This window comes from Streptomyces sp. NP-1717, assembly GCF_022695985.1.
Taxonomy (GTDB): domain Bacteria; phylum Actinomycetota; class Actinomycetes; order Streptomycetales; family Streptomycetaceae; genus Streptomyces.
Window position 1 is genome coordinate 1 of sequence record NZ_JAAPBF010000166.1, and the last position, 15,638, is coordinate 15,638.

Sequence of the window (15,638 nt, forward strand, 5' to 3'; positions counted from 1 at the left end):
GCCCCTTCCTGGGGATACGCGTGCCAGGTGCGCCACGACACCTGGCCCTCGTGCCACCGCACGAGCATCGCCGTGAACGCGTGCGGGTCACCGGGGAACGTCCCCGCGAGCCCGTTCGGATGGTCGGCGACCAGCGCGAGCAGTTCCTGCGCGCGCCCCGCGAACGAGCCCTGCGACAACGTCTCGACACGCGCCGCGAATTCGTAGCTCCACTCCCCCACGCGCTCCGCGACGCCGAGCGGCAAGGGCGTGCTGCTGCCGGGGATACAGGCCACCGTCTCGGAGCAACTGCCCTGCTCCTGTTCGAGAAGTACCTGATGGGAGGCGCCAAGAAGCCTCATCTGTACCTTGGCGCCGCCGAGTTCGAGATCGAGGACGGCGAGCGCGGGCAGCGGCTCGCGCCCCAGCGCCCAGGCCAGATCGGCCGAACGGGTGTCGGTGTAGGCGGTGTTGAGAGTTCTGAGCATGGGTCGGCTCCGCAAACACGAGAACTGAGACTGAGAACTGACGGAAGTAGGAGATCGTCTGCTCGGCTCCGCGCGAAGGTCCGAGGTTCGAGGCCCAAGGTCCGGGGCTGGAAAATCTCAACAGCGAGAGAATCACGAAGTAAGGGGCGCTCACAGCGTTTTTACCCAACTTGGCGTGGTTTCCATCCCCTCGGGGGCACCACAGTTCAACTGTTCAACGAATTCGGGCCCCTTCGGGCTCCCGGCGGCCCAACATGACGATGCCCGGCGGAAGTTCGTTCCACCGGGCACCGTCAATGACCACGGACCAGCTGCCCCGTGTCAGCTGCCTCCGCCGCCACCGCAGGAGGACGAACCTCCGCCGCAGGACGAGGAGCCGCCGCCGTCTCCCGAGGACCACCAGCTCGCGCCCTCGCCGCCACCACCGCCGCCACTCCCGCCGGCGCCGGAACGGCCGCGCGAGAGGCGGACCCCCCGGTTGTTCCGTGCGCGCAGGCGCTTCGAGAAGCTGCCCATCATGATCAAGAACCCGACAACCAACAGTGCGAGCAGCCCGAAGGCCAACCCCACAACGTTCATCGTCCTCACCGTCTTTCTGTTCCCCCGAAGCGAGGCCCCCGCGTCGTAGCGGGACCGGCTTCGCCAGTGTTCGGCTCCGTGCCGTCTTCTTTTGTGTGACTGGGGGATGCCCTCGCCTCGCGAGCCCAAAGCAGACTTGAGCAACTCCAGAGCTTCGGCGCAGGATGGCCGCCATGACCGCCACGAATCCCCCGACGCCCGCCGCGAGCGACGACCCGGCGCGCCGCCGCCCCCTGCTCAACCGACGCCTCGCGGAGTTCGGGACGACGATCTTCGCCGAGATGTCGGCGCTGGCCGTCCGGACCGGCGCGATCAACCTGGGCCAGGGCTTTCCCGACACCGACGGCCCCGAGGAGGTCAGGGAGGCGGCGGTACGGGCCCTGCGCGACGGGCGCGGCAACCAGTACCCGCCGGGCCCCGGCGTCCCCGAGCTGCGCACCGCGATCGCCGACCACCAGCTGAAGCGGTACGGCCTGGCGTACGACCCCGACACCGAGGTCCTGGTCACGGCGGGCGCCACGGAGGCGATCGCCGCGTCGCTGCTCGCCCTCGTGGAGCCCGGCGACGAGGTGATCGCCCTGGAGCCGTACTACGACTCGTACGCCGCCTCCATCGCCCTCGCGGGCGGCACCCGCGTCCCCGTCACGCTGCGGCCCCGCGACGGCGCGTACCACCTGGACCTGGACGAGCTGCGCGACGCCGTCACCCCGCGCACCCGGCTGATCCTCCTCAACAGCCCGCACAACCCGACCGGAACGGTCCTCACCCGCGAAGAGCTGGCGGCCGTGGCCGCGCTCGCCGTCGAGCGCGACCTGCTTGTCGTCACCGACGAGGTGTACGAACACCTGGTCTTCGACGGCGAGCACCTGCCCGTCGCCGCCTTCCCGGGGATGCGCGAGCGCACCGTCACCATCTCGTCGAGCGGGAAGACCTTCTCGTACACCGGGTGGAAGGTCGGCTGACTCATTCCCTGTTCGTACACTCCTCTGCATGGCGAACAACAAGGCGAAGCAGCAGGCCATCACCCCCGGCGAAGAGGCAGCGATCTATTGCCGGATATCCCACGTCGATGACGACGACCAGACGGGCGTAGACCGCCAAGAGCGCATCTGCCGGGAGATCGCGGAGCGGCTGCGCCTCTTAGTCCCGGCATCGAACATCTTCGTGGACAACAACCGTTCCGCGTGGCGCAGGGACCGCAAGCGCCCCGGATGGGACGCCATGCTCAAGGAGATGGAAGAAGGCGGTATCCGCCACCTCATCGCGTACCACCCGGACCGGCTCATGAGGCAGCCCAGGGACCTCGAAGAGCTGCTGTCCATCTCCGACAGCAACCACATCACCTTGCACGGCGAGGCGAACCGGCGCGATCTCACCGACCCTGACGACCGATTCATCCTCCGTATCGAGGTGGCTCACGCCTGCCGCTCTTCGGACGACACCTCACGCCGTTTGAAGGACGCGATGGACGACCGGGCCAACGCGGGTACGCCGCATACCGGCCGGCGCCGCTACGGCTACACGAAGAACGGCATGGAGATCATCGAGGCGGAGGCCGAGATCGTCCGCGAGGTCTTCCGACGGTTCCTCGCCGGGCAGTCACCGCGCGCCATTGCCCGCGACCTCAACGAGCGTGAGATCACGACTGCGTTGGGGAAGACTTGGGGGCCCGACACCGTCCGGGCATTGATCGACTCACGGCACGTTGCCGGTATCCGGATGTTCCGGGGCGAGGAACACGGCGTCGGCAACTGGCCCGCCATCATCGACCGGGGCCAGTGGGACGAGGCCCAGGAGAAGCGGAAGTTCCGCGCCGAGAGGTCGGCGGAGAAGAACAAACCGACGCGCTACTACCTGCTGCGCAGCGTCGTCATGTGCACATGCGGCCGGACGATGGCCGGGAGCTCCGGAAGCGTCCCCGAGTACCGCTGTACGCGCCGGATGGCCGTGGACGGAACGGCGTGCAAGCGCACGATCGCGGCTGAGCCCCTGGAGCGTTTCGCGCGTGCCGTCGCCGTCCAGGTGCTGTCGAAGCTGGACATCAGCGGCCGTGCGCCCGCAGCGACCACCAGGCCGCCCACCGATGTGGAGGCGGACGAGAAGGACGCCCAGAAGCTCAAGGACCTGTACGAGATGTGGGACGCCGACGAGATGCCCACGCGTGAGTACCGGCAGAAGCGACGCGAGATCGAGGCACGGATGAAGGAGCGGCAGAAGCAGACCGTTGTACGGCCTGTGGCCGTTCTGGAGGGCATCACAGGGCCGGGCGCCGAAGAGAGCTGGAAGCGGCTGGAGGTGGATGGGGACTACGCCCGCATGAACGCGATCTACCGGTTCCTGTTCGGAGGCATCGTCATCGGACCGGCGTCCGGCGTGGGCAACTTCGACACCGACCGGATCACCATCAAGCCGAACGGGCTGGACTGAGCAGAAGTGCCCCTCATGGGCCGAGGAGCTGTGCGAGTCTGGCCGCGCTCCTCGGCCCGATGCGAGTCGGGAACTTCGCAGCCTCGCGACGCACGGCCGCCGCCCACTTCTCATCAGGGTCCAGACACGGCCTCTTGGCGGGCCGGCAGGCCGCTACTCGTTGAGGCCCAACCCGTTCGTCATGTGTCACGGGCACCGCCGCCCGCGGCTATGCACTCCAGTTCTTCGCGGGAGATCTCGCGGTTCTGGGCTTGGTCCTCAGCGACCCCAGCGGCGATGAGGGCGGCGCCGGGGGTGTGTCCGGAGCCGACGTATCGCCAGTGGGCATCGGTGATCGCGGCGGGTTCGTCGGTGTAATCGGGCGCGACCCGTTCATGGTCGGCGCGTTCGGCGCGCAGGGCCCCGTAAGTGGTCGAGTAGGCACGGGACTTGGTGAGGATGTGGCCCCGGTATCCGAGGGTGTGGGACCAGGCCCGCAGGCGTAGCGATTCCAGTTCGGGGAGGCCGCCGAGTCGCCAGCAGGCGCCCATGAGGGTGCGTACGTGAGCTGACAGCCGTGCTGCCGTGATGTCGTCCGGGCTGGTCACCGGGTGGTCGAGGCCGGCGGAGGCGTCGGCCGCTCCCTTGGTGACGTACTTCGCGACGTACGCGGCTACGGCGTCGTCGGCCACTCCCTCGCGACCGCCGAAGGCTCGGAGCGGCCGGGCGTCGAGTTGGGCGCCCCAGCGCAGTTCGTGCTCCCCCACGGCTGAGCTGTACGGGGTGCGCAGTCGTACGGCCGCCGCAGCGGTGCGCACCACGGCGGCGAGGACTTCGGCGGTCGCCCAAGCGGGGGGCGGAGTGTCGGGTCCGTGTGCGCCGTCGAGTCGGACCACGGCGTGTACGTGGACGGCGCCGCGCCGTTGGTACTCGGCGACCTTTGCGTAGGAGATCCGCACGGCATGGCGCAGAGCGGCACGGGTGTGACCGGTGCGCGTGGCCAGGTGGTTATAGAGGTTGTCCGTGAACGCCTTCCACAGCCGCCCCACGTGCGCGTGCCACAGGACGTGAGCCGGGTAGTCGTAGCAGCCGGGGCACAGCGGTTGGCCGACGAACGGGTCGGTCTCGTCATGGGTGGCCGGGCAGCCGGGTGAGCGTCCGTGCTCGCATCGGTCAGCGTGACGGCGGGGACGGCATCGTTCGCCGTCTGTGGTGGTGCGGTGGACGGGACCGAAAGAGGGGGCCGTCAGGGTGAGGAAGAGGCGGGGGCGCTCCTGTACGTCTGCGGGTACGGACTTGCCGCCGACGAGTCCGGCGCGGACCAGGTGGAAGGTGTCGCCCGCGTGGAGGCGGGAGCAGGGGGCGCAGACGGTGGCGCGGCGGTTGCGGCAGCGGATCAGCAGCCGTTCACCGGGTTCTGTGGCGGTGTCGTAGTGGTGCAGGACTTCGCCGGTGCCGGCGTCGCGGGTGGTGGTCGATCCGGTGAGGTGGATCGGGTGGGCGCAGCCGCCGGTAGCGCTCACTTGCTCCAACCACCGGCCGAACCGGGGGTCTTGGACGAGGCTGATCAGGTCTTGGTCGACTTCGGAGAGCTGACGCAGACGCGCCGCGCGGTCGAGCACGGCGCGTCTGTCAGCCGAGGGATTCTCGGCGGGGATGGTGGCGACCTCCCGGGTTGGGCCGCCGTAGCGGCACGGATGGTTTGGGTTGGGTGGGATTCGTCCATGGAGATCGCTCCCGGTCTGTCAGTGGGTGGGTGGTTCAGCGGATGGTGCCGGTGCCCCGGCAGCAGCGGCAGCGCCGCCGGTGGCCGGTACGGGTTTTGCGGTAGCGCTCGCCCTTGCAGATCGGGCAGCGGACTCGGCGCATGGGCATGGTCTGGTCTCTCCCGGTTCTCAGGTGTGGGTGAAGCCGGACAGGAACCAGTTCACGAGGCCGTCCGCCGTGAAGATGACCGGTGTCTGTCCGAGGTACATGCCGAACAGGGCGATCAGCACCGCTTCCCACCACCGCACCTCGCGGGAGCGGACGAGAAGCACGGTGACGAGCCCGAAGACGAGCATCAGAGGCAGAGCCGTCGACTCGCTCATGCGTCAGCACCCCCTTCGACCGGGTTCGACAGGTACGGCAGGCACGGGGTCAGGTCCGAGAACTCCCCAGCGGTCGACTGCACTTCGGCCGTTGTCGTCAGATGGGACCGGCCACGCATCCAGCCGCCCAGGTCGCCCGTCGTCACGGCGACGCCCTGTTCCGTCTCACCGATCGACTGAGCGACCACCACGGCGTCCTTGTTGAGGTCGCCGAGCGCCATTTCCGCCGTGCCGGGATCGTTGACGCGGTGGCAGATCCGGCCGCCCAACTGGGCTCGTAGGGCGGTGACTCCGGGGCCGAGGTCGGAGCCGATCCGCTGGCCGGCCACCACCAGGTGGACGCCGAGTGCCGCGCCAAGTTGGGCCAGCCGCAGGAGATAGGTCGAGCACTGCTCGGCCTCTGCCCGCTGCTCCTTGCTGCCGTTGGTCAGGTACAGCTCTGCCAGTTCGTCGACGATCACGACGACCGGCACCGACCGTTCCTTGTCGGGCAGGTCCCATATCGACCGGGCGCCCGCCTCACGGCAGAGCCTCATGCGCTCCTGCATGTCGGTCACCAGCGCGCCGAGCACGGTGACCGCCTCACTGCGACAGGTGGCCAGGGCAGAGAGCCGCTGTTCGAACAGGCCCAGTTCCATGCCGCCCTTGCAGTCGACTCCGACCAAGGCGACTGGTTGCGGGGCGAGTTCTGTGATCAGCCGCGCGATGAGCGTGGACTTACCCGACTGCGTCGCGCCGACGATCAGCCAGTGCGGCACGCGCCGAAAGTCCATCACCCACGCCCGACCAGTCTCCAGGGCTCCGACGACCGCCGACAGCAGCGCCGCCGACTCCTGCACGGCGGGACGGTCGGGACGTTTCAGCGGATCACTCGCCGTCGCCGCGATGAGTACAACGCCACGCTCCGGCGAGGTGACGCGTACCGCGTGCATGCGCCATGAATGGGCGAAGGCGTCAGCCGCTACCAGGAAGGCGGCCGGAGTCTGCCCCGCTCGGAGCCGGACCGTCAGTTCCAGACCGTTCGGTGTGGGGCGGGGGAAGGAGCAGCGCGGTGTGAGGGTTCGCAGGGGTTCACCCTTGACGGCTATGCCGCCCACGATGTGGTGATTGGGCTTGTGGGAGACCGTCAGGTCGTTGACGTATGCCACCTTGCGCCAGGTGGCCATCACCAGGAGGGCGGTGCGGGGGTAGCCGGTGAGGTACCAGTGCCAGTCCGGGCGCCGCTGTTGCACCTCTTTGCCGATGACCAGCAGCCAGGCCAGCAGGGCGAGGGAGAAGGCGAGCAGGATCGGTCCCATCAGGCTCCACCGCCCTTGCCGGCAGGTCCGGCAGTCGTCGTTCCGCTGGCGGGTACGGGGGTGATGGCGGCGGCGCGGAAGCTGATTCCGTGCCGGTCGCCCATGGCCCAGGAGAAGGCGTCGAGGCCGGTCACGCGTACCTCTGCGCCTTCGACAACTCCTTTGGGCTCGCCAGTGACGGAGATCTCGATCACCGAGACGCGGCGCCCTTCCTGGCGGACCGTCACGGCGACGCTGTAGATGGTGTTGCCTTCCTTGTCCCTCTTGACCTCCTTGGTTTCGAAATCTGCGATCTTGGGTTCGGGCCCGACGGCGCACCTCAGTACGCCGAGCCGGGATGTGTCCACAGGTATGGACTGCATGAAGGTGGGGTCTCCTCGATCATCGAGACATCACATGATGTCACTCGTACTTACGAGTGGAGAGTGTGCATGTCTTGACCGAGAAGCGCAACCACTTATGCTTACGAGTGACGTCAGCTCACGTCATGATGATCCGCAACAGGTGACCAGGAAGGCCCGGCATGGGAGAGATCCAGCGACCCGGTGCGCTGTACCAGCAGGTTGCCGCCGAAATCCGCAGCGGCATCAGCGCCGGCGAATACACACCCGGAGCCCCACTCCCCTCAGAAGCCCAGCTCATCGACCGCTACAAGGTCAGCCGGCCCACCGTCCGCAAAGCCATCGCCGCACTGCGCGCAGAAGGACTCATCGAGGTCATCCACGGCAAGGGCAGCTACGTCCGCGCGCTCCCCGCCCCGGCGGTCACCATCGAACGGACCATCACCCGCAGCGGCAAAACCTTCCGCACCGGCCACCACCAGTGGCAGCAGGCCGAAGCCCCGACGGTCTACCGCACCACCGCCACGGCGATCACGGGCCCACTGCTCGAACTGCCCGAAGGCGAAGCACTGTTCGCCGTGGACCGGCTACTGACCGACCCGGACACCGAGACCCGCGCACTGCACCGCATCCTCATCCCGTTCTCCACCGCGGACCAGGTGAAGCAGCTCGCCGAAGCCCCGGACACCGAGCCGGAACAGATCTACGCCCTTCTCACCAAGGCCGGCCACACACTCACCTGGCACGAAACCGTCAGCGCCCGCATGCCCCTGCCCGACGAACGCGCCGCACTCCACACTCCTGACGCGACCCCGATCATCCACGCCACCCGCATCACCCACAGCACCGACCAACACCCACTGATCCTCGAAGAACTCCGCACCGGCGCCGACCGCACCCAACTCGCCTACCGCATCACCGCCGACAGCCCCCGCGCACTCCACGCCGTCTGAACCGAGCGCCCCACGAACTGTCGAAACCTGTCTTCACTTACTCAAGGCACCCGGCTGCGCTCCGCTCCGCCGGGCGCGCTTCCCGGCTCTGGCTGCGCCCGCGCTCCTGCCTCCGGCCCGCTCGGCGCTGCCGCCGCCGACGCGCGCCCGCTGTGTAGGCCCGAGGGCATGAGTCGAGAACCCAGCCCGCGACCTCAAGAGGATGCCTCCGGCGGGGGCGCTCAGACTCCGGGATGGGAGGGGCGCCGTTCGCGAGTGCCGGCCGGAGTGGGGCGAGCGTCGTGGAGCTCCCATCCCGACCACCTTCGACCCAGGCAGAGCCGAGCAGTCGCGGCCCAGGGCGTCAAGGTCGTTCGTACAGTGGCGCGCTCCACCTTGACGCCCTGGGCCGCGCCCGCTCCACGAAGTGTGGGTCGAAGGCGGACGGGATGGAAGCCGGGGCGAGTGGTGGGTGAAGGGTGGACCCACTGGACTGTCAGTCTTCGGCGGTGCCCGACCTGCCAGCACCACTGCTCCACCCTGATAGGGCATGTTGGCCAGCCCCGTCCTGGCGTATGGTTCATTACAAGTGAGGCATTGGGGTAGGGGGAATCTTGTTCGAGACAGTTTCGATTTCAATGGAGAAGGCCACGCAGCTTCTCGAACAACAGGAGGGGCACTTCCTCGACTTCAAGGACAAGCGCATAGCACCTGCGAAGATTACTAGGGCTGCATCGGCTTTCTGCAATGCTGATGGCGGAGATCTATATATCGGAGTCACTGAGAACCCCCACGGATTTTCGTGGGACGGCTTCTCGGATCCAGAGGACGCGAACCAGCTAATCGCGGCCCTTGAGGCCGTGTCGCCCTTCGGTACGGATATTGACGGAGAGTTTCTATTTTGTAGCGAACTGGCCGGTTATGTTCTCCATGTAAATGCCCGGAAATCTCGATTCATTCGGAAGTCTTCTGATGGCAAGGTATATAAGCGGCTGAGTGCGCAAAATAGTCCGGTTGTCTCGGATGAAGCACTCATCGCGCTTCGCCGTCAGAAGGGGATCGAATCCTTCGAGTCCGAAACTATGGCGATTGATGCTGAAGTCGTCACGAACTCCGAGGCGATCATTGAGTATCTACTGAGTGCGGTGCCGGTTTCAGAACCGGACACGTACTTGAGGAAGCAGCACCTGCTAGTTTCCGGAAAGCCAGTAGTTGCAGCCACCCTGCTATTTGCCGACGAACCGCAAGCCTGCCTGCCGAAGCGCTGTGGTATCAAGATCTACCGGTACAGCAGCGAAGAGCAGGCGCGAGACCGCCTGGTTGAGGACCCAGTAACTATTGAAGGGTCCCTCTACCGGCAGGTTTACGCCGCCGTTGATAGGACCGTCAAGATGGTTGAGTCTGCTGCCTATCTGGACGACGAGGGCCTGCGTAAGGTCAGCTACCCTCACGAGACACTGCATGAAATCATCACAAACGCGGTGCTGCATCGAGATTACTCAGTGACAGATGATATTCACATCAGGATTTTTGAGAACAGGATCGAAATTCAAAGCCCTGGCCGCCTTCCTGGGCACATCACAGTCAGTAACATTCTGGATGAGCGCCTGAGTAGGAACCCCTACCTCGTACGCCACCTTAATCGCTTCCCTGACCCCCCTAACAAAGATGTAGGGGAGGGTCTCAATACGGCCTTTGATTCGATGAAGAAGCTGAATCTTCGATCACCGGTGATCGAAGAGACGGCTAATTCTGTAATGGTGTCAATTCGCCACGAGAGCCTCGCCTCCCCGGCCCAGCAAGTTTTCGATTTCCTGAGCGTTAATGGCTCCATCAAAAATGAGCAGGCGCGCAAGCTGACCGGCATCGGCAGTGAAAGTAAGATGAAAAAGATTTTTGAGAATCTGATTGCGGCGGGTGAAATTGAGCACATGCCTGGTACTGCGGGGCGCGGATACGCCTATAGATTGGTGATTAAGGAGCGGTAACTGACTAACGGCTAATCATGCCCCTTCTGTTTCCCCTATGCTGAGGGGATGTCAGTGCCGTCGCCTAGGGTGATCAGATCAACGAAGTCTCCCTGGGGGATAGATGGCTACCTGGCTTCTGAGCTGCAACCCGAAGAAGTTCGACCTTGACGGGCACCGCCGCGACGGTCACATTCTGGACTCCTGGACCGTCGTGCGCTTCGTGGGCGACGTGGCCGCCGGCGACGAGTTCGTGTTGTGGGTAAGCGGTCAGAACGCTGGTGTGGTTGCCTACGGCCACTTCACCGGGGCCGCCGAGTACGGCCAGCCTGACCTCCGCTACTGGGCCGAAGATCCCGGGCCGCGGCACTTCGTCCCGTTGGTGGTCGACAAGTGGTTGGATTTGCGAGTCCCGAAGCAGCGGCTCTTTCACGATCCGCGCATGGCCAACGCCACGATTCGTCGGCAGCCGTTTGCCGGCAGTCCTCACCGCCTGACTGATGAAGAATGGCGCGCAGTGTGCGACGCCATCGACGTGTCAGAGGGCGCGGACTCAGATTGGGACCTCGTTCCGGGGGACGAGATCCGCCGGGTCGCCCTCCACGCGAAGTACGGGGGGAGCAGCCAGAACGGCATCTCTCCCTGCAGCACCTCAGACAACATCTTGATCTTCACCGCGCCAAGTTCAGGTCACCAGCACGGCTACTACGACACCTGGAATGAGGACGGCACCTTCCACTACACGGGGGAAGGTCAGACTGGCAACCAAAAGATAGTCCGGGGCAACAGGGCGATCCTGGACCACAGCCAGACCGGCAAGCGACTGCGTCTGTTCGACGGGGCCCGGGGGACGGTGCGCTACCTCGGGGAGTGGACGCTCGACGCCGAGGAGCCGTACACGAAAGACGAGGCGCCGGCTACCGGTGGTGGTGAGCTGCGGAAGGTCATCCGCTTCCACATGGTGCCAGTTAAGGCCACTATCACCACGCCCGAAGTCGAGATCGGGCGGGACTATGTGGCGCAAGACGAAACCGTCGCGCCGGCACCGGCCACACCGAGCGCACCGGATCCCGACCTAGTGGGACGCAACCTGTCGACCCACCGGAGGCTGCAAAACCTGCTGGCAGCCGAAGCCCAGAGCCGCGGGTACGTTGCCCTGTCTCCCGATGTCTCCGATCCCGACTTCGACCTTGCATGGCGGGAAGATGAGGGCCGCTTGACCGTGTGCGAGGTCAAGTCACTGAACACGTCGAACGAGGCCCGTCAGCTTCGTGCGGGGCTCGGCCAGGTCCTTGACTATCAAGATCAGCTCCGAGAGAGGGCACCGGAGATTTCGGCGGTCTTGTGGGTGGAGCGTGAGCCGTCTGAGCGGCGGTGGATCGGTTTGTGCCAGCGGGTCGGCGTGACGCTTGCGTGGCCAGGCGAGGAGGAGTCAGCGTTCCGCACGACCGAGGCTGACATCCAGGGCTGACATCAACGGCGGTGGACACAAGCAGTTCTCGGCGGACCGCTGGGACAGCGTCGCCACCGTTGGGCAGGCACACCCCGGACAACGGATCGAACTCCTAAAGCGGGTGTCGCAGCGGCTCCGCCCCTGCGATCCGATGAAGGCATGACCCTTACAACCTGGAGCGGCGAACCACACAAGGTGGCTCGTGTCTTGAGTGGAATCTTCAAATCACAAAGTAACCTCAGGCGACAGGCCGTGGGACTGCCTCCATTTGATCAAAAACTTCTCGACGGCATTGGCATTTCCAGTTGAAATATCTTTGTAGAACTCGATGTGCTCTTCGGCGGGACGATCGGTCGATGCGGGGATTCTAAGCTCCTCACCATCGAGAGTGGACCAAATGCGGATCGAGATAACATTGTCCATTACCACCGGCGTGACTAGTTCGCGAACAATCGTTTCCCAGCTCACTAGGTAGACGCCTCTCTTTCGCCCTCTATCTGAAGCGAGAAAGAAATCCTGGAGTCTTAGGCCGGTGCTTCCGGATACCGAGAATCGGGGAACCAAGATGTGAGAATGAACTACGGCGTGGCAAAGGGCCAGGACCGGGATTTTTTCTGGGCGCATCGCCTCGGTTTCATAATATTCATTGACTCGGTGAGAATTTTGACTGTTGGGGACGAGATTGTCGCGCAACGGCGCGAACATCACGTCAATTGGGCGCGCCTGAACCTCGATAGAAAGTTTTGCAGCTTCGATCAATTTTCGCACGCCGAGGCCAACTCGAAAAATAGTGTCCTCGAAGCGTACTTGCCAGTAACTCCCCCAGTCGTTGCCGCCACGATCTGGAGGCCACGGCCACGCTGCGAGATCGAGGTCAAAGCGCTTAACCGACCGATGCAAGAGAAATTTAAAAGCTGGACCATCATCAATCATTTAAACCAATCCACGATTGAAGCTTAATAACCGCCGAACAGACTGCCAGGCAAGGTTGATTGCAAACTGTCGACATTCCTTTAGCTTGTTGCACTAGGACGACTATGCCTCACGTTGCCCTTCAACCGCACGGCATTTGGCAACGCGTATACTCCCCTTACGCTCAGGGCCGTTCAGGCACGTTCCACAGCAGGCATAGGCTTGACGTCTGGCCATGAACGCCGACGCACAGCCTGCGCACAGTCCACCAACAGACTTAGAGAGCGCCGCTCTGGCGGGAGTATCGCGCCGCGTACCGCGCGGAGCAAGTCGAAGAATCATCCGGCCTCGCCCCCGGTGCCGGACGTGGTTACGGTACAGCAGCGATGTACCGCAACCGCTTCAACCGCATCCGACCGACATCGGGGGCAACGGGCTCATCAGCTTGACGGATCTCAATGAACGCGCCGCCCGTAGTTCGCATCGAGAGAACTACCTGGCAAGTCGCTGCCAACGACGGCGTACAGCCGTGCCGTCGAACGGCCACCACTTGGTATCGCTCTAAGGGCATGCGGCACCACGGTTACTGATGCTGTCACCCAGGCGCCAGAACCGTCAAAAACGCACAAACCGATAGCGTGTGAGCCGGGGATGCCGAACCGGATCCGAATTCTTTGCTCTCACTCAATGGGCACGGTTAAGATCTTCGCATGACTACCGAGAAACTGGGAAGAATCCTCAGCTCTGTGGCGAAGAGGATGCACGCCGACTTTGAACAATCGCAAAACTTCAAGCATAGCGGCGAGGCCGGAACGTCGCGCGAAGTACTTATCCAGCAGTTCCTTTCCGGATACCTACCAACGCATGTCGAAGCCGTGCACAATGTGGAAGTTATCGCAGCGAACGGTGACGTCTCACCGCAGTCTGACATTGTTCTTATTGACCGCGGGACGCCACCATTTACTAGCCTCAAAGGGTTTCGAATCATTCCCAACGAATGCGTATACGGAATGATCGAAGTAAAGACAAAGCTAGATGGCGTTGAACTCACAGACGCTTGCAGCAAGATCAGCAGGTTGCGCAGAATGCCCAAAACTGCCTACCGCCCCATCTCCGGCGTGATTCCCCGCACCACAAAGGCTTACGGAGTAACTCACAAACACTTCCCGACATCGGGAATGATCGTTGCTTTCAATAGTCTTAACCTGGAAACTGTCGGGAATCACCTCATGAGCTGGTGCAAAAGTCGCAACCCTAGCGAGTGGCCTGACAGCGTGTGGGTCATCGGAAAGGGCCATCTCCAGTGGGGCGACTCGCGCACCAGTTCACTCTTCAGATCTCCGGCGCCTGGAGCATCACTGTTTCAGATCGACGCTGACCCAGACCAAGACATTCTTCTTCCACTCGCAATTCACCTCAACATTCATTTCTCAGATGCGTGGATGAATCCACTTGACCTACTCCCCTACTCTGGAGCCACGCCGCTGGGAAAAATCGCCAAGGTGTGGGCACATTAGGTGAGTACTACGCCCCAGCCATAACCGTACGGCGATCGATAGCGGAGCGGGCATCCGGTTTACATTCGCCCTAGGGAACAGCATCTCCGACAAAACGACCATCATCTGATCGGTAGACGACGCCAACGTCGTACCGGTCGAGCAGGTTGTACATGTCGGGCGCCGGGGCGGCCGGCAACAGGATGATGAGCCTTGGCTCACCCTCATGCTCTGGCATGTCGACGTAGCGGCCGTAGTCCAGGATTTGCCCAAGGGCCATCCGCACGTCCTCTCGGGAGTTGGACCCCTTCGCCTCGTAGAGCACGTGAGCCGTCGCGTCGTAGAGGTCCGTGCGGAGCGTTGAGGTAAGACCCTTCACCTTGATCTGGTAAGCGCCCGTTCGGCGCCCAGCGGCGTCCAGGTGAGCTTTGTACGCCAGTGTCAGTTCAGCTTCATGACGCACGGCCACTGTGGCGGCAGTCGCAGCCCGGACACTCAAGTGGGTTCCGAATGCTTCAGGGACAACGAAAGTGCCGCTGGTCTCCGCATTGGGAGCCGGCTTGCGTGCAGAAGTCCCCTTACGCACACGCTGCTTGGGGAGCGGGAGGGATCCGCTCGTGGCAGGGTCTGTCTGGAACATGGCCGCGGTGACCGCTTGGAAGGACACGAACTCGCCCGCGGTCTTCTCAGCAGGAGGGATCACATCCTGCTGGGCACGCTGTACGTCGCCGTCAGCACGCAGGCGGAAGACGATGACGTTGCGCTCAACCCCATCCTCACCGTGGACCTTCCGCCACACGTAGGGTTCGATGCTGTCCAGCGTGAACGGTCCCAGGTATCGATGCGTCTTTGTGTCGCTCCCAGGCACCTTGCCTACTTGCGTGAAGACTCGCAAGACTCGATTTTGTTCGGCATGCCGGATGATCGCCCGGTTCCCCGAGCCAGCAACGCCCTCGAAGGTCTGATCGCCGGATTTGCCCGCGCCGGTGTACTCGAAGACAGCTCCCAACTCATCTTCTTCAGCCAACCAGCCGTCGTAGTAGCCGAACTTTTCGCCTACCTCCGGGTCGGAGTAGAGGTTGACGTTGCGCTCCTCGATAGCAGCACAGATCCCGCCCTGCGTACTTCCGCCGAACACTGGACAAATCTGCGCGCGAGTGAGGACGTCCCCGGGATTGATCACTTCAATGCTAGCGGTCATGAGCTGACCTTAAATCAGTGCACTGACAGCGCCGTCGGGACGAGGTCCAGAGCCCAACGTCCACCCACTACACCGCAGTCGAAGGCACCACAGGGAGCAGCTCGACCAGCCGCTGACGATCTGTGGGCTGAGACAAGTTGGAAAGCCGTCCCCACGACCGTGAACTGCTGGAATGTGAGCGCAGAGACTAGAGGCAAGTAAGCCAGCCGGTCACTGCCAGGAGACAGGAGACCTCCGGACCACTGGACCGGCTCCAGTACGCCAGCGTCCTACAGCAACGTTCCGAGCGAAAGCAACCCGAGTTACCCGGTAGTGGGCCAAGGGCAAGAGCTACGGATCAGAAGATGGTCGACCTCAACGAGGCCAGACGGGGCTGCACACCAGCCTCCGTCCGGTAGCGGCTGCCGTGCCGAGGTCTGACATTCGAGGCTCCCGTTCACGACACTGTGAGCGCTCAACTGGCCTTCCGCAACCGCGCCGCCGCCACCCTCGCCAG

Annotated in this window: 12 protein-coding genes and 1 pseudogene; 6 read left to right on the top strand and 7 right to left on the bottom strand. The window is 63.9% G+C overall.

The features are described from left to right. Window positions 1-467: DUF2617 family protein (locus GXP76_RS26045; RefSeq protein WP_242574037.1), on the bottom strand; the 467-nt coding region annotated here is incomplete at its 3' end. A gap of 752 nt (window positions 468-1,219) precedes the next feature. On the opposite strand from GXP76_RS26045, the pseudogene GXP76_RS26050 reads away from it, so the two are divergent. Both GXP76_RS26050 and GXP76_RS26055 read left to right on the top strand, forming a co-directional pair. Beyond that, a pseudogene (locus GXP76_RS26050) lies at window positions 1,220-2,005 on the top strand (aminotransferase class I/II-fold pyridoxal phosphate-dependent enzyme); the annotation flags it as partial. A gap of 31 nt (window positions 2,006-2,036) precedes the next feature. Beyond that, on the top strand, window positions 2,037-3,473 hold the full coding sequence (locus tag GXP76_RS26055) for a recombinase family protein (RefSeq protein WP_242574038.1): 1,437 nt from the start codon (window positions 2,037-2,039) through the stop codon (window positions 3,471-3,473). Between the two features lie 179 nt (window positions 3,474-3,652). Here the strand turns inward: GXP76_RS26055 and GXP76_RS26060 are convergent, their stop codons facing one another. From GXP76_RS26060 to GXP76_RS26075, 4 genes are all read right to left on the bottom strand, one after another. Continuing rightward, window positions 3,653-5,074: a replication initiator gene (locus GXP76_RS26060; protein ID WP_242574039.1), complete on the bottom strand. Its 1,422-nt coding sequence runs from the start codon at window positions 5,072-5,074 to the stop codon at window positions 3,653-3,655. Window positions 5,075-5,347: 273 nt separating this feature from the next. Continuing rightward, window positions 5,348-5,542: a hypothetical protein gene (locus GXP76_RS26065; RefSeq protein ID WP_242574040.1), complete on the bottom strand. Its 195-nt coding sequence runs from the start codon at window positions 5,540-5,542 to the stop codon at window positions 5,348-5,350. Continuing rightward, window positions 5,539-6,840 (bottom strand): FtsK/SpoIIIE domain-containing protein, encoded by a 1,302-nt coding sequence (locus tag GXP76_RS26070; RefSeq protein WP_242574041.1) that lies wholly within the window; start codon window positions 6,838-6,840, stop codon window positions 5,539-5,541. The genes GXP76_RS26065 and GXP76_RS26070 overlap by 4 nt, the downstream gene beginning before the upstream one ends. Next, window positions 6,840-7,202, bottom strand: coding sequence for a hypothetical protein (locus GXP76_RS26075; protein WP_242574042.1), 363 nt, complete (start codon window positions 7,200-7,202; stop codon window positions 6,840-6,842). The genes GXP76_RS26070 and GXP76_RS26075 overlap by 1 nt, the downstream gene beginning before the upstream one ends. Before the next feature lie 161 nt (window positions 7,203-7,363). On the opposite strand from GXP76_RS26075, the gene GXP76_RS26080 reads away from it, so the two are divergent. The 3 genes from GXP76_RS26080 (at window position 7,364) to GXP76_RS26090 (ending at window position 11,551) form a co-directional block, all read left to right on the top strand. After that, window positions 7,364-8,134: a GntR family transcriptional regulator gene (locus tag GXP76_RS26080; RefSeq protein WP_242574043.1), complete on the top strand. Its 771-nt coding sequence runs from the start codon at window positions 7,364-7,366 to the stop codon at window positions 8,132-8,134. Between the two features lie 593 nt (window positions 8,135-8,727). After that, window positions 8,728-10,101, top strand: a complete 1,374-nt coding sequence (locus GXP76_RS26085; protein ID WP_242574044.1) for an ATP-binding protein — start codon at window positions 8,728-8,730, stop codon at window positions 10,099-10,101. Between the two features lie 103 nt (window positions 10,102-10,204). Further along, a complete protein-coding gene (locus tag GXP76_RS26090; RefSeq protein WP_242574045.1) occupies window positions 10,205-11,551 on the top strand; it encodes an EVE domain-containing protein in 1,347 nt (448 codons plus the stop codon). 207 nt (window positions 11,552-11,758) lie between these two features. Here GXP76_RS26090 and GXP76_RS26095 read toward each other — a convergent pair whose 3' ends face one another. Further along, entirely contained in the window at window positions 11,759-12,466 is a 708-nt protein-coding gene (locus GXP76_RS26095; RefSeq protein WP_242574046.1) for a hypothetical protein, read from the bottom strand. Between the two features lie 689 nt (window positions 12,467-13,155). Here GXP76_RS26095 and GXP76_RS26100 point away from each other — a divergent pair. Next, a complete protein-coding gene (locus GXP76_RS26100; protein WP_242574047.1) occupies window positions 13,156-13,962 on the top strand; it encodes a DUF6602 domain-containing protein in 807 nt (268 codons plus the stop codon). Between the two features lie 70 nt (window positions 13,963-14,032). On the opposite strand, the gene GXP76_RS26105 is transcribed toward GXP76_RS26100, so the two are convergent. Continuing rightward, entirely contained in the window at window positions 14,033-15,142 is a 1,110-nt protein-coding gene (locus tag GXP76_RS26105) for a hypothetical protein (protein ID WP_242574048.1), read from the bottom strand. Window positions 15,143-15,638: the final 496 nt, after the last annotated feature.

Bases quoted from the DNA above. Each gene is read 5' to 3' on its own strand.
- GXP76_RS26080 (WP_242574043.1), top strand. From the start codon at position 7,364: ATGGGAGAGATCCAGCGACCCGGTGCGCTGTACCAGCAGGTTGCCGCC.
- GXP76_RS26100 (WP_242574047.1), top strand. From the start codon at position 13,156: ATGACTACCGAGAAACTGGGAAGAATCCTCAGCTCTGTGGCGAAGAGG.
- GXP76_RS26055 (WP_242574038.1), top strand. From the start codon at position 2,037: ATGGCGAACAACAAGGCGAAGCAGCAGGCCATCACCCCCGGCGAAGAG.
- GXP76_RS26105 (WP_242574048.1), bottom strand. From the start codon at position 15,142: ATGACCGCTAGCATTGAAGTGATCAATCCCGGGGACGTCCTCACTCGC.
- GXP76_RS26065 (WP_242574040.1), bottom strand. From the start codon at position 5,542: ATGAGCGAGTCGACGGCTCTGCCTCTGATGCTCGTCTTCGGGCTCGTC.
- GXP76_RS26075 (WP_242574042.1), bottom strand. From the start codon at position 7,202: ATGCAGTCCATACCTGTGGACACATCCCGGCTCGGCGTACTGAGGTGC.
- GXP76_RS26090 (WP_242574045.1), top strand. From the start codon at position 10,205: ATGGCTACCTGGCTTCTGAGCTGCAACCCGAAGAAGTTCGACCTTGAC.
- GXP76_RS26070 (WP_242574041.1), bottom strand. From the start codon at position 6,840: ATGGGACCGATCCTGCTCGCCTTCTCCCTCGCCCTGCTGGCCTGGCTG.
- GXP76_RS26095 (WP_242574046.1), bottom strand. From the start codon at position 12,466: ATGATTGATGATGGTCCAGCTTTTAAATTTCTCTTGCATCGGTCGGTT.